The organism is Sphingobium sp. B10D7B (assembly GCF_025961955.1).
GTDB lineage: Bacteria > Pseudomonadota > Alphaproteobacteria > Sphingomonadales > Sphingomonadaceae > Sphingobium.
Map to the genome: position 1 here is coordinate 3,415,197 of NZ_JAOQOQ010000001.1, position 12,866 is coordinate 3,428,062.

General features: G+C 66.0%; 12 protein-coding genes and 1 tRNA gene. 6 read left to right on the forward strand and 7 right to left on the reverse strand.

Features of this window, described 5'->3' with window-relative positions; all coding sequences use genetic code 11:
- Window positions 1-62: 62 nt before the first annotated feature.
- The 5 genes from crcB to M2331_RS16060 all read left to right on the forward strand — a co-directional run bounded on the left by crcB (window position 63) and on the right by M2331_RS16060 (window position 4,482).
- On the forward strand, window positions 63-449 hold the full coding sequence (gene crcB / locus M2331_RS16040; RefSeq protein ID WP_181561198.1) for a fluoride efflux transporter CrcB: 387 nt from the start codon (window positions 63-65) through the stop codon (window positions 447-449).
- A complete protein-coding gene (locus M2331_RS16045) occupies window positions 446-1,687 on the forward strand; it encodes an RluA family pseudouridine synthase (protein ID WP_181561199.1) in 1,242 nt (413 codons plus the stop codon). The genes crcB and M2331_RS16045 overlap by 4 nt, the downstream gene beginning before the upstream one ends.
- A gap of 239 nt (window positions 1,688-1,926) precedes the next feature.
- A complete protein-coding gene (gene ligA / locus M2331_RS16050) occupies window positions 1,927-2,328 on the forward strand; it encodes a protocatechuate 4,5-dioxygenase subunit alpha (RefSeq protein ID WP_181561200.1) in 402 nt (133 codons plus the stop codon).
- Window position 2,329: 1 nt separating this feature from the next.
- The gene (locus M2331_RS16055; RefSeq protein WP_181561201.1) at window positions 2,330-3,202 is read left to right on the forward strand and encodes a class III extradiol dioxygenase subunit beta; all 873 of its coding nucleotides are present in this window, start codon (window positions 2,330-2,332) and stop codon (window positions 3,200-3,202) included.
- Window positions 3,203-3,372: 170 nt separating this feature from the next.
- The gene (locus M2331_RS16060) at window positions 3,373-4,482 is read left to right on the forward strand and encodes a 5-methyltetrahydropteroyltriglutamate--homocysteine S-methyltransferase (protein ID WP_181561202.1); all 1,110 of its coding nucleotides are present in this window, start codon (window positions 3,373-3,375) and stop codon (window positions 4,480-4,482) included.
- 55 nt (window positions 4,483-4,537) lie between these two features.
- Here M2331_RS16060 and M2331_RS16065 read toward each other — a convergent pair whose 3' ends face one another.
- The 3 genes from M2331_RS16065 to M2331_RS16075 form a co-directional block, all read right to left on the reverse strand.
- A complete protein-coding gene (locus M2331_RS16065) occupies window positions 4,538-5,854 on the reverse strand; it encodes an MFS transporter (RefSeq protein WP_181561203.1) in 1,317 nt (438 codons plus the stop codon).
- 148 nt (window positions 5,855-6,002) lie between these two features.
- Complete coding sequence (locus M2331_RS16070; protein WP_181561204.1) at window positions 6,003-6,674, reverse strand: RlmE family RNA methyltransferase; 672 nt, start codon at window positions 6,672-6,674, stop codon at window positions 6,003-6,005.
- On the reverse strand, window positions 6,674-7,744 hold the full coding sequence (locus M2331_RS16075; protein ID WP_181561205.1) for a Ppx/GppA phosphatase family protein: 1,071 nt from the start codon (window positions 7,742-7,744) through the stop codon (window positions 6,674-6,676). Before M2331_RS16075 ends, M2331_RS16070 begins: the two co-directional genes overlap by 1 nt.
- 158 nt (window positions 7,745-7,902) lie before the next feature.
- On the opposite strand from M2331_RS16075, the gene M2331_RS16080 reads away from it, so the two are divergent.
- Window positions 7,903-7,976: transfer RNA gene (locus M2331_RS16080), tRNA-Gln, on the forward strand.
- A 72-nt stretch (window positions 7,977-8,048) separates the two neighbouring features.
- Here the strand turns inward: M2331_RS16080 and M2331_RS16085 are convergent.
- From M2331_RS16085 to ispG, 4 genes are all read right to left on the reverse strand, one after another.
- Window positions 8,049-8,657 (reverse strand): LolA family protein, encoded by a 609-nt coding sequence (locus tag M2331_RS16085; RefSeq protein WP_264573888.1) that lies wholly within the window; start codon window positions 8,655-8,657, stop codon window positions 8,049-8,051.
- Window positions 8,658-8,797: 140 nt separating this feature from the next.
- Window positions 8,798-11,128 (reverse strand): FtsK/SpoIIIE family DNA translocase, encoded by a 2,331-nt coding sequence (locus M2331_RS16090; RefSeq protein ID WP_181561207.1) that lies wholly within the window; start codon window positions 11,126-11,128, stop codon window positions 8,798-8,800.
- 156 nt (window positions 11,129-11,284) lie between these two features.
- Complete coding sequence (locus M2331_RS16095; protein ID WP_264592427.1) at window positions 11,285-11,602, reverse strand: hypothetical protein; 318 nt, start codon at window positions 11,600-11,602, stop codon at window positions 11,285-11,287.
- The gene (ispG, locus tag M2331_RS16100; protein ID WP_181561208.1) at window positions 11,599-12,765 is read right to left on the reverse strand and encodes a flavodoxin-dependent (E)-4-hydroxy-3-methylbut-2-enyl-diphosphate synthase; all 1,167 of its coding nucleotides are present in this window, start codon (window positions 12,763-12,765) and stop codon (window positions 11,599-11,601) included. The genes M2331_RS16095 and ispG overlap by 4 nt, the downstream gene beginning before the upstream one ends.
- Between the last annotated feature and the right edge of the window lie 101 nt (window positions 12,766-12,866).

Sequence of the window (12,866 nt, forward strand, 5' to 3'; positions counted from 1 at the left end):
ACCAAGGCTTCGCCAGCGAACGCCCATTTGCCTGTTGCGCAAAAGCGGCTAGGGCATGGACCATGCTCAATACAGTTCTCGTGATGATCGGCGGCGCCATCGGCGCGGCCCTGCGCTACCAGTTGGGACGCGCGAGCCTGCGCATCATGGGGCCGGGCTATCCCTGGGGCACGCTCGCCGCCAACGTGCTGGGCGGGCTGGCCATGGGCCTCGTCGCGGGCTGGCTGGCCGCGCGCTATCAGGGCCAGCAGGGCGAGCAAATCCGGCTGCTCGTGGCAGTCGGCCTGCTCGGCGGCTTCACGACCTTCTCCGCCTTCAGCCTGGAGACGATGCTGATGATCGAGCGCGGCGAAGCGTTGAATGCGCTAGGCTATGTGCTGCTCTCCGTCGCCGCCTCCATCGGCGCGCTGGCGCTGGGCCTCACCCTCATGCGGAGTGCCACGGCATGAGCAAGACCGACCTCGCTGGCGTACGCCAGTTCACCGTACGTGCCGAGGATGATGGCATCCGCCTCGACCGCTGGTTCAAGCGCCACATGCCGGAAGCCAGCTTCGCCGTCGTTTCGCGTTGGGCGCGGACCGGCCAATTGCGCGTCGACGGCGCCCGCGCGACGCCGGGCGACCGCATTGCCGAGGGGCAGACCTTGCGCGTGCCCCCGCTCGATGTCGCTGCGGCAAAGGAAGCGGGCAAGGCACCACGCCCGCGCCCCATCCTGACCGAGGATCAGATCAACTTTGCCGAGGGTTTGGTCATCCACCGCGACGCGCAGGCCATCGTGATCAACAAGCCGCCGGGCCTTGCCACGCAGGGCGGCACCAAGACGCACGAGCATGTCGATGGACTGCTCGATGCTTTGATGTTCGAGCGCGACGACCGGCCGCGCCTCGTCCACCGGCTGGACAAGGACACCAGCGGGGCGCTGCTGCTCGCTCGCACCTCGCGCAGCGCGGCGCATTTCGCCAAGAGCTTCTCCTCGCGCACCGCACGAAAGGTCTATTGGGCCATCGTCATGGGCGTGCCCTCCGTATCGGACGGCTTCATCGACCTGCCGCTCGCCAAGCAGCCGGGCACCGGCGGCGAGAAGATGCATGTCGATGAGAAGGACGGCCTGCCCGCCCGCACGCGCTACCGGGTGATCGAGCGCGCCGGCAACCGCGCCGCCTGGGTGGAGCTGCAGCCGCACACCGGCCGCACCCATCAGCTGCGCGTCCATATGGCCGAAATCGGCCACCCGATCGTGGGCGACGGCAAATATGGCGGCAAGGAGGCGTTCCTCAGCGGATCGATCAGCCGCAAGATGCACCTGCACGCCCGGCGTATCCGCATCGATCATCCCGATGGCTCCCCGCTCGATGTGAAGGCCGAGCCGCCCTTCCATTTCGCTGAAACGCTGGCGAGCCTGGGCTTTGACGTGAACGAGGGCGATCTGCCGCTGGAGATCGACATCCAGCCGACCGCCTCCGACCGCAAGGCCGCCGACAAGCGTGCGTCCACCGCCCACGCCAAGGACATGCGCAAGGCTCGCCGTGGGGAACGCCGCTCCCGCAGCGCCCCGGACAAGCCCGAGCGCTTCAAGGGCCCGCCGAAGCCGCGCGGCAAGGGGGCCAAGCCGGCCGGGCCAGCCGCGCGCCCGGGTGCCAAGCGGCCCACCGGCGGCGCACGGCCGCGAAAGCCGGAGCGGGATTAAAGACAAAAGGCGCCGCGGAATGACACCGCCTGCTCCCCTCCTCTTCAGAGGAGGGGCTTGCGTATCCTTTTGAAGGCGAGGTGTTCTCATTCGATTTTGCGCTGCAGGCAGGGCCAATGCGCACGTCCGACAGCATCACCCCGCTTGATTTCGCAGGCGCACAATGACAAGGGCCTCTGCCATTGGAAAGGCGCAGGCCTTCCATTACATTCTTCATTCGACCGATCGAAAGGTCCGCCATGCGCACTCGCCTTTATCCGCTCAGCGAGCTGGAAGATATTCCCGGCACGACCGTGTTCAACGCCCGCCGCTCGCGTGAGGCCTATCACCTGCACAAATTCTGCATGTCGCTGATGGAAGCCGGCAACCGCGCCGAGTTCAAGGACCATGAGCGCGCCTATCTCGACAAGTTCAAGATGAGTGAGGAGCAGAAGCGCGCCGTGCAGGATCGCGATTTCAGCAAGCTCATCGATCTGGGCGGCAACATCTACTTCCTCGTCAAGCTCTCCAATACCGATGGCTGGAGCACGCAGCGTGCCGTGAGCTCGATGACCAACATGACGCCCGACGAATATGCCGCGATGATGCGGTCCGGCGGTCGCTCGCCGACTGGCCAGCGCTCCAAGCGGGAGGGCAACTGACATGGCGCGGATCACCGCCGGCATTGCCACCAGCCACGTCCCCGCTATCGGCGCGGCCTTCGACACCGGGCGCTCGACGGACGATTACTGGAAGCCGATCTTCGATGGCTATGAGTGGGTGAAGACCTTCGAGCAGGAGGAAAAGCCTGACGTGGTCATCCTGTGCTACAACGATCATGCGTCTGCTATGATGCTGGACGTGGTGCCGACTTTCGCGCTCGGCATGGCCGAGGAATTCGAGCCGGCCGACGAAGGCTGGGGCAAGCGCGAGGTTCCGGTTGTCGAGGGACATATCGAGCTGGCCGCGCACATGGCCGAGCAACTCGTCATCGACGAGTTCGACATGACCCTGATGAACAATATGGATGTGGACCATGGCTGCACGGTTCCGCTCAGCCTGATGTTCGGCAAGGTCGACAAATGGCCGTGCAAGGTCATTCCGCTTGCGGTGAACGTGACGCAGTTCCCGACGCCCTCGGGCGCGCGCTGCTGGGCGCTGGGCGAGGCGATACGCTATGCCGTCGAAACCTATCCCGAGGATCTCAACGTGCAGATCTGGGGCACTGGCGGCATGAGCCATCAGTTGCAGGGGCCGCGCGCCGGGCTGATCAATCCCGAGTTCGACAATGCCTTTCTGGACAAGCTCGTCGGCGAGACCGATGAGCTGCGCGCCATCACGCGGCTGGAATATCTGCGCGAGGCGGGCACTGAGGGCATCGAGCTCATCATGTGGCTCATCATGCGCGCCGCGCTCGGCACCGAGGTGGAGGCGTTGCATCGTTTCTATCATGTTCCGGCCTCCAACACCGCCGTCGGCCACATCGTGCTGCGGCCCAAGGAGATCGCGGAAGCGCCTGCGAAGGCGCGCGCCTGAGCGGCTTGGCCCTCTTCGCAGCATCCCAGGAAAGCCCGGCCTTGCGCCGGGCTTTTTCGTTTGTCGGCTCAGCGTGTCGGTTTGTCACATAAAGCTTCCTATATATAAAGAATCCTTTATATGATGATTTCGTACGGCGTGCGTTGCGCCGGTTGGAGCTGGAGACTGCCATGACGTCCAAACCCCCTTTCCGCGCCGACCATGTCGGCAGCTTCCTGCGCCCGCAGGCGCTTATCGAGGCCCGACACGATCATGCCGCCGGCAAGATCGACGCTGCCGCTCTGCGCGCGATCGAGGACAAGGCCATTGCCGATGTCGTGGCGTTCCAGGAGAGCGTCGGCGTCAAGGCGGTGACGGACGGCGAGTTCCGCCGCAAATTCTTCCACACCGACTTTCTGCTGCAGCTCGACGGCATCGAGGAGCACGGCGGCATGGAAGTGCAGTTCCAGAATGCCATCGGCAAGGACGTGCATTTCGCGCCGCCCAAAATGGTGGTGACCGGCAAGATCGCCCACGCCAAGCCGATCCAGCGCGCGGATTACGAATATCTCGCCAGCGTGGTGAGCGAGACGCCCAAGGTCACCATTCCTTCGCCGACCATGCTGCATTTCCGCGCCGGGCGCGAAGGGATCAGCGAGGCGGTCTACCCGGACATGGCCGATTTCTTTGCGGACGTGGCATCGGCCTATCAGGAGGAAGTCGCCGATCTCGCCGATGCCGGCTGCCGCTATCTGCAGCTCGACGATACCAATCTGGCCTATCTGTGCGATGACAAGCAGCGCGAAAATGCCCGCAAGCGGGGCCTCGATCCCGATGATCTGCCGCGCCATTATGCCAAGATGATCAACGATGCGCTGGCCACCGCGCCGGATGACATGTTCACGGCGATGCACCTGTGCCGGGGCAACTTCCGCTCCAGCTGGGCTGCCGAGGGTGGCTATGAGCCGGTCGCCGAGATCATGTTCAACGAGGTCGATATCGACTCCTTCCTCCTCGAATATGACGATGCGCGCTCGGGCGACTTCGCGCCGCTGCGCTTCCTGCCGAAGGGCAAGATCGTCGTGCTCGGCCTGATCACCACCAAGCTGGGTGAACTGGAGACCAAGGACGAGGTGAAGCGCCGGATTGACGACGCGACGAAATATGCCTCGCTCGACCAGCTTGCCCTGTCGCCGCAATGCGGCTTCGCCTCGACCGTCCACGGCAATGACATCGCCTTCGACCAGCAGAAGGCGAAGATGGAGCTGGTCGCCGAGGTGGCCCAGGAGGTCTGGGGCTGACGAGGACTAGACGCGCTCCTTCCCACCGCGCCGCGCGGGGGAGGGAGCGTCGCTCCTAAAGCGCCCGATCTGGCGGTAGCACCGCCGGGCCGGGCTCACGCAGATGCGGGTCCGGGTTCATGTGCAGGCGCGGTCCTTCGTCATCCCAGATGAAGCGCAGGTTGCGCACGCGGATCAGATAGCTGAGGCCAATCGCTGCGGAGAGAAAGCCGGCCGCGCCGCCCACGCCCATCGCAGCCCGCGCGCCATAGGTGTCGGCGACCCAGCCGATCAGCGGCGCACCGAGCGGCAGGCCGCCCAATGTGATCGCGACATAGATGGCCATCACCCGCCCGCGCATCGCCCGGTCCGTCGCCAACTGGACGAAGCCGTTGGATGAGGTGAGCGAAGTCTGGGCTGCCAGCCCCACGCCGATCAGCACCAGTCCGAACAGGATGTAGCTCGGCGAGAGCGCGGCGGCTGTCATGAAACAGCCGAACAGGAAGGTGCCGATAACGGCATGATGCATCCGCGGCCGGTCGCGCCGGGCGGTCAGTAAGGCGCCGGTGACCGAGCCGATTGCCATGATGGAGGTCAGCAAGCCATATTCGCTGGCACCCTGCTGATAGACGGTAGCAGCCATCACGCTGATGAAAATGCCGAAGTTCATGCCCAGCGTGCCGAAGAAGAACAGCATCAGGAACACGGTGCGAATGTCCGGTCGCCCGGCCACATAGCGAAAGCCATCGAGCAGCCGGCTCACCCCGCGCGGCTGCGCCGCCGCATGGGCATGCCGCGTCACCCGCACATTGAGCAGGCCGGTGGTGACGATCAGGTAGGAGAGCCCGTTGATCACGAACACCCAGCCCGTGCCGACCAGCGCGATGCACAGGCCTGCCAGTGCCGGGCCGATCATGCGGGCGGTCTGGAAGGCCGTGCTGTTCATGGCCACCGCGTTGCCGATGATCTCGTCCCCCACCAGATCAGAGACGAAGCTGTGCCGCGCCGGCGCCTCGAACGCCATGCAGCACCCGAGCGCAAAGCCGAAGATGTAGACGTGCCAGAGTTCCGCCAGCCCCGAAATGATGAGCGCGCCAAGGCTGAGCGCCAGCAGGGTCTGGAAGCACTGGATCGTGATGAGCAGCTTGCGCCGGTCGACATGGTCAGCAACCGATCCGGTCACCGCCACAAGCAGCACTTGCGGCAGGAACTGCAGCGCGGTGAGAATGCCGACCGCGCCGGCGCTATGATCGGTCAGTTCGGTGAGCACCAGCCATGTCTGGGCCGTGCCCTGCATCCAGGTGCCGATGTTGGAAAAGAGATTGGTGCTGACCCACAGCCGGAAGTTGCGGTTGGAGAGGGAGCGAAACATGCCATTGCCGCCTGACCTCATGCCGCCTCCTCTATCCTGTTCCGGCACAACGCCCGACGCGGCGTCTGGTCGCATGTCCATGCGGGTGAGCGACGCTGCTTGCCCGCGCAGTGGCAGGCCAGATCGCGCTAGTCCCCTTGTGCGGTCCGGGTCAACCGCACAACCGTCTTTATGGCGCCTGCCGGCCCTTGAACCCCTGCGCGACGACGAACCACTCCACCGACCCTTTGCGGCTGGATGGCGGCTTGGCGTGCTTGACGGTGCGAAAGGCTGCCTTGAGCTGGCGCAGCAGGCCATCATCCGTCCCGCCGGCAAAGACCTTTGCGACGAAGGCGCCGCCGGGCCGCAGGGTCTGCATCGCGAAATCGGCGGCCGCCTCGACCAGGCCCATGGTGCGCAGATGGTCCGTCTGCTGGTGGCCGACCGTGTTGGCCGCCATGTCCGACAGGACGAGATCCGGCGCGGCGCCCAGCTCCGCGATCAGTTGATCGGGCGCTTCGTCTGCCATGAAGTCCATCTGGAGCAGCGTCACATCGGGCAGCGGCTCGATGGGCAAGAGGTCGATGCCCACCACCTTCGCTTTGGGCAGCACCTTTCGCACCACCTGCGTCCAGCCGCCAGGCGCTGCGCCCAGATCGACGACATGGCGGACATCCTTGAGCAGGCCGAACTTCTCGTCCAGCTCCAGCAGCTTGTAGGCGGCGCGGCTGCGATAGCCCTCCGCCTTGGCCCGCTTCACATAGGGGTCGTTCAGCTGGCGTTGCAGCCAGCGCGTCGATTGGGCCGTGCGCCCGCGTGCCGTGCGCACGCGCGTGCCGACAGATTTGTCACCTCTGGCCATTATCCCAGGTCCCGGCTTGAGGCGCTGTCCGTCAGCGCACGGAGAATCCCTTCGCGAATACCGCGATCGGCGACGCCCAGCCGGTCTGCCGGCCAGATGTCGAGAATGCTTTCCAAGATGGCGCAGCCCGCCACCACCAGATCGGCGCGCTCGTCGCCGATGCAGGGCTGGGCGATGCGCTCCGCTATGCTCATGGTGGAGAGGCGCCCAGCAATATCCCGCATGGCATCGGCCGGCACGGTCAGCCCGTCGATCGCCTTGCGATCATAGCGCGGCAGGCCCAGGTGAACGCTGGCGAGCGTGGTGACGGTGCCGGACGTACCGAGCAGGCGCACCGGCACGTCCCTGGGCAGCCGCTCGGCAAAGGCGGCAAAAGCCTCGCGCATCCGCCGGAGCATTTCGGCATAGGCGGCGGCTCGCTCGCTGGCGGTGTCGCCATGGCCCGCCACAGCTTCCGCCAGCGACACGACGCCATGCGGCGCGCTGTGCCAATCGACGATGCGCAACTGATCGCCATCGCCATCGAGCAGCACCAGCTCGGTCGAGCCTCCGCCGATGTCGAAGATGAGCGCCGGGCCTTCGCCACGTTCCAGCAGCGCCTTGCAGCCGAGGACCGCAAGCCGCGCTTCCTCGCGGGGCGAAATGATGTCGAGCATGATCCCGGTTTCGCGCTGCACCCGGTCGACAAAGGCGCGCCCGTTCTCGGCCTGCCGGCAGGCTTCGGTCGCGACAGAGCGCGCCAGGACCACGCGGCGGCGGCGCAGCTTCTCGGCGCAGACGGAGAGGGCGGACAAGGTGCGGTCGATCGCGGCGTCCGACAGGCGCCCGGTGGCGGAAAGGCCTTCGCCAAGGCGCACGATACGGGAAAAGGCGTCCACGATCACGAAGCGGTCGCCATCCGGCCGCGCAATGAGCAGGCGGCAATTGTTGGTGCCGAGGTCGAGCGCAGCGAGATTGCCGCGCGGCAGCGGACGATTGAAGGATCGCGCCTTCTGTTTCGCGCTCCCGGCGGACACTAGTGTGCCGGGCTCCTGCCCCATGCGCGGCGCGGGCGTCGCCTTATGCGCCATGACTTCTTGACCTTCTCTTCCGGCGGGACTTCCGCCGGGACTTGCTACCACGCTAGACGTGCGTGGCGGGCGACGCAAGGTGGCTGCCATGCTCCGAACGATGAGGGTGGAAAATCGCCTTGACCGCAGGCAGTCCGCGCCCTATCTGCGCCCGCTCTTGCCCCGTCGTCTAAAGGTAAGACTACGGACTCTGACTCCGTCAATCGAGGTTCGAATCCTCGCGGGGCATCCAGCTTTTCAGATCATCGCGACCGCGTCCGCCCCTTTCGGGGCGGCGCGGCCGGTCGCCGGTTTCGCGGCCGGATCAGCGCGGGCCGCGGGTTCCGCGCGGGTCGCGCCAGCGGAAGGCCGAATCGGCAATGGGCGCGCCATATTTGAGGTTACTCAGGCGGATGTTGGTGCGGTTGCCCTGCGCATCCAGCGCCACCCAGCCATAGAGCGAGAGCCCGCCCGGCACGCCTGCCTTGCGCGTGAAGATGAGCGTGATGACGCCATATTCGGGGTGCTGGGGGTCACGCACTTCCACTGAGACGACGCGCGGATCGCCGGTATCGACGATCTTGCCATAGCGGGTGATGTCGCGCTTGGGGTCGAGCAATGCGCCGAGCGGTGAATTGCGGATCGGCCAGCGCTGCACCTGCGCAACCTGATAGTCGATCATGTAGAGCGAGCTGCCGTCGGCAACGATGAGCAGATCGCCGGCGCCATAATCGAACCGGATCTTGCCCGGCTGCTTCCAGAGCAGCTTACCATTCTGCACCTGCCCGTTGCGGTCGGTCTGGGTGAAGTCGCCACTCAATGTGGTGATGCCGCGAACCGCCGTGCTGACGCTCGCCAGATCGCTCGACCGCGCGGCCTGCGCAGCAACCGGGCTCGCCGGCACCAAGGCCGGTGCCGCGAGCGCGCTGAGCATCAGAGAGAGCATGGCGGAACGCCGAGTGAATTTGGGAAGTCTGATCATCGCGCCCGGATAGGTCCCTGCCGTTGAATATCCACTGAATGCCGCGCGCCGCAGCGCGTTCCCGCGCCCGGGGGCGGGGCAACGGACCGCTCTTATTTGGGATTGCCCATTTCGTCGCGCAGCACTTCCCGGCGGCCGACATGGTTGGGCGCGCCGACCATGCCTTCATTTTCCATCCGCTCAATGAGGCGCGCCGCGCTGTTATAGCCGATCCGCATCTGGCGCTGGAGCCAGCTGGTCGAGGCCTTCTGGTTCTCGAACACGAGCTGGCAGGCCTTGCGGAACAGCTTGGCATCGGCGCTGTCATCCCCGAGATCGACGCCATCGAGCGCGAAGCTGCCATCTTCTGGCTCCTCGGTGACGGCGGAGATGTAATCCGGCTGGCCCTTGGAGCGCCAATGGTCGGCGACGCCGCGCACCTCATCATCGCTCACGAACGGCCCGTGGACGCGCATCAGGCCCTTGCCGCTCGCCATGTAGAGCATGTCGCCCTTGCCCAGCAGCTGCTCGGCGCCCTGCTCGCCCAGGATGGTGCGGCTGTCGATCTTCGAGGTGACGAAGAAGCTGATGCGGGTCGGCAGGTTCGCCTTGATGACGCCAGTGATGACGTCGACCGAGGGGCGCTGGGTCGCGAGGATGAGGTGGATGCCGGCGGCGCGCGCCTTCTGCGCGAGGCGCTGGATCAGGAATTCGACTTCCTTGCCGGCCGTCATCATCAGGTCGGCCAGCTCGTCGACCACCACCACGATCTGCGGCAGGGGCTGATAATCCAGCTCCTCCTCCTCGTAGATCGGCTGGCGGGTCTGTTCATCGAAACCGATTTGCACGCGGCGGCCCAGCGACTTGCCCTTGGCACGGGCGCCGCGGACTTTCTCATTATAGCCGGCGAGGTTGCGCACGCCGATGGAGGCCATCATGCGATAGCGATCCTCCATCTGCTCGACCGCCCATTTGAGCGCGCGGATGGCCTTGGCCGGCTCGGTGACGACCGGGGAGAGCAGATGCGGAATGTTGTCGTAGATGCTCAGTTCCAGCATCTTCGGGTCGATCATGATCAGGCGCAGATCGTCCGGCGTCATCCGGTAGAGCAGCGAGAGCAGCATGGTGTTGAGGCCGACCGACTTGCCCGAGCCGGTCGTACCCGCGACGAGCAGATGCGGCATGCCGGCGAGGTCGGCGATCACCGGCTCACCGAAGATGTTCTTGCCGAGGATGATGGGCAGGCCGCCCTTCTGCTCGGCGAACTGCTGGCTGGTGATGAGCTGGTGCAGCACCACGGATTCGCGGTCCGCATTGGGCAGCTCGATGCCGATCACCGTCCGCCCCGGAATGGTGGCGACGCGCGCCGAGAGCGCGGACATGTTGCGGGCGATGTCGTCGGCGAGCTGGATGACGCGGCTGGCCTTGATGCCGGGGGCTGGCTCAAGCTCATACATGGTGACGACGGGGCCGGGGCGCACCTCGGTGATCGCGCCCTTGACGTGGAAGTCATCGAGCACGCTTTCCAGCAGTCGCGCATTGCGCTCCAGGCCCGGCCGGTCGATCTTGCTGACCGCGCTGGCGGGCGCGGGCGACAGCAGGTCGGGAGAGGGCAGCGCGCCATTGCCGAACAGATCTTCCTGTCCTGAGACGGGGCCGAACGCCTTGGGAATGGCGGCGCTGCTCGGCGACTGGATGGTGATCGGCTGGCGGGGTGTGGTGTCCACCGGGCGGCGTGGTTCCGCCTCGCGTTCGGGGTGCGGGTCGCGTTCGGGCTCGGCGACATCCAGGCTGCCAGCTTTCGCCGTTCGCAAGGAGCCAAGGCTGGAGAGCAGCGGCAGGGCGGGGCGGGCGAGATGCCAAAGCGGCTTTTCGAGCGCGAGGCTGCGGACCCACAGCCACAGGCCGGACGCAATGAACGCCGCCAGCAGTAGCCATTGCAGAATGAGGTCGGTGGTTTCGCCGAGGCGCGCGGTCAGGGCCGTGAGGCCGTGGGCGAACAGGAAGCCGATGACGCCGCCCCAGCGGGCCGGCAGCCCGACCAGCGGTTCGGGCTGGGCGATCCACAGGCCCGTGCCGATGAGCAGCAGGCCACCGAGGCATTTAGCGATCTGCCCCTGCCAGCCGCTCATGTCCGCATCGGCCCACAGGCGCCGCGCGAAGACGAGGATGAAGGGCAGCAACAGCAAGGCGGGCAGGCCGGCAAAGGTGAAGAGAATGTCTGCCGCCCAGGCGCCGGCGACGCCCATCAGGTTGCGCGTCTCCGGCCCGGCAGCGGTGTTCAGCGCCTGGTCGCTCACCTTGTAGCTGAGCAGTGCCAGCAGCAGAAACAGCGCCAGCGCGTACAGCCCGACCGAGCCAGCAAAGGTGCCGATGCGGATGAGGCTCCGGCGCAGCATCGCCTGCCATTCGGGGGTCCGATTCATCGGTGCCCGACTTGCCATTGCCACTCACTCCTTCGTCCGGCGCGGCGGGGTCACGCACGCGCCGTGCCCGAAATGTTCCGCGCGGCGACAATCCTCTTTCAGGGACTCGGCGTCAAGAGTCCCCGGTTTTTCGGCATGCTGGGGGCGCTACGGCCGACGCCGAGACTGCGAGCCTCACCGGCGAGGCGTCTCCCCGGTGCGAATGGCATTTCCGATTTCCAGCGTGTCGATCCGCAGCCGGCTGATCCGGGCCTGGCCAATGCGCAGCCGCCCGATGGCGAGCGTGCCGATCGCAATCGCGCCCATGGCCAAGGCACCCAATGCGAAAGCGCCGACCGCAATTGCGCCGGTCGCGGAGGCCCCCGTTGCCGTCGCACCGGTTGCTACCGCACCCGTGGCGCTGGCGCCGGTGACGCGCGAGGCAGCCTGCGTCTGCGGAGCGCGCAGATCACGGCTCGGCGCGGAGGGGGCCATGTCGGGCCGGTCGGTCATTCGGCCGCCACGGCGCTGGCATTGCCAGCATCGCTCATTTCGGCCTCAAGCTTGGCCGCTTCGATCTCGGCCGCCTTGGCTTCCACCAGCGCGACGATGTGCTCGATCATCTGGGCATCGTTGATGTGGTGATCGGTCACGCCGGAGAGGTAGACCATATGCTTGCCATTGCCGCCGCCGGTGAGGCCGATGTCCGTCTCCCGCGCTTCGCCGGGGCCATTGACCACGCAGCCCAGCACGGAAAGCGAGATTGGCGTATTGATGTGCTGAAGGCGGCTCTCCAGTGCCTCGACCGTGCGGATCACATCGAAGCCCTGCCTTGCGCAGCTTGGACAGGAGACGACACGGACACCGCGCGTGCGGATGCCGAGCGACTTGAGGATCTCATAGCCGACACGCACTTCCTCTTCCGGCTCGGCCGAGAGCGAGACGCGGATCGTGTCGCCGATGCCAGCCCAGAGCAGGTTGCCGATGCCGATCGCGCTCTTCACCGTGCCGCCGATCAGCCCGCCGGCTTCGGTGATGCCAAGGTGCAGTGGGCAGTCCACCGCGTCGGCAAGCTGCATATAGGCCGCGACGGCCAGGAACACGTCGCTCGCCTTCACCGCCACCTTATAGTCGTGGAAGTCTTGGTCCTGCAGCAGCTTGATATGGTCGAGCGCGCTCTCCACCAGCGCCTCGGGACAGGGCTCGCCATATTTTTCCAGCAGATCCTTTTCGAGGCTGCCGGCATTCACGCCGATGCGGATCGCACAGCCATTGGCCTTGGCGGCATCCACCACTTCCTTCACGCGCGCGGCAGAGCCGATATTGCCGGGGTTGATGCGCAGGCAGGCCGCGCCCGCATCGGCGGCTTCCAGCGCGCGTTTATAGTGGAAATGAATGTCCGCGATGATCGGCACCTTGGCCGCGCGGACGATCTGCTTCATCGCCGCCGTGCTCTCCACGTCCGGGCAGGAAACCCGGATGAGGTCGACACCGGCCTCCTCGCAGCGGCGGATCTGGTCGATCGTCGCCTTCGCATCGTGGGTCGGCGTGTTGGTCATCGTCTGCACGGTCACCGGCGCGCCGCCGCCGACCGGCACGTTGCCGACCATGATCTGGCGGCATTTGCGCCGCGCAATGTCGCGCCACGGGCGCAGGCCGGGATTATGCTCTGACATGATTGTCCTTGGAGAAGGGGCGTGTCCGGGGGTCGGTCATCATCCCGGCGCTTATAGCCCCGCTCTAGGGCAGAGGCGAGGGGGGATTGCGCGGATCGACC

Bases quoted from the DNA above. Each gene is read 5' to 3' on its own strand.
- crcB (WP_181561198.1), top strand. From the start codon at position 63: ATGCTCAATACAGTTCTCGTGATGATCGGCGGCGCCATCGGCGCGGCC.
- M2331_RS16045 (WP_181561199.1), top strand. From the start codon at position 446: ATGAGCAAGACCGACCTCGCTGGCGTACGCCAGTTCACCGTACGTGCC.
- ligA (WP_181561200.1), top strand. From the start codon at position 1,927: ATGCGCACTCGCCTTTATCCGCTCAGCGAGCTGGAAGATATTCCCGGC.
- M2331_RS16055 (WP_181561201.1), top strand. From the start codon at position 2,330: ATGGCGCGGATCACCGCCGGCATTGCCACCAGCCACGTCCCCGCTATC.
- M2331_RS16060 (WP_181561202.1), top strand. From the start codon at position 3,373: ATGACGTCCAAACCCCCTTTCCGCGCCGACCATGTCGGCAGCTTCCTG.
- M2331_RS16065 (WP_181561203.1), bottom strand. From the start codon at position 5,854: ATGAGGTCAGGCGGCAATGGCATGTTTCGCTCCCTCTCCAACCGCAAC.
- M2331_RS16070 (WP_181561204.1), bottom strand. From the start codon at position 6,674: ATGGCCAGAGGTGACAAATCTGTCGGCACGCGCGTGCGCACGGCACGC.
- M2331_RS16075 (WP_181561205.1), bottom strand. From the start codon at position 7,744: ATGGCGCATAAGGCGACGCCCGCGCCGCGCATGGGGCAGGAGCCCGGC.
- M2331_RS16085 (WP_264573888.1), bottom strand. From the start codon at position 8,657: ATGCTCAGCGCGCTCGCGGCACCGGCCTTGGTGCCGGCGAGCCCGGTT.
- M2331_RS16090 (WP_181561207.1), bottom strand. From the start codon at position 11,128: ATGGCAAGTCGGGCACCGATGAATCGGACCCCCGAATGGCAGGCGATG.
- M2331_RS16095 (WP_264592427.1), bottom strand. From the start codon at position 11,602: ATGACCGACCGGCCCGACATGGCCCCCTCCGCGCCGAGCCGTGATCTG.
- ispG (WP_181561208.1), bottom strand. From the start codon at position 12,765: ATGTCAGAGCATAATCCCGGCCTGCGCCCGTGGCGCGACATTGCGCGG.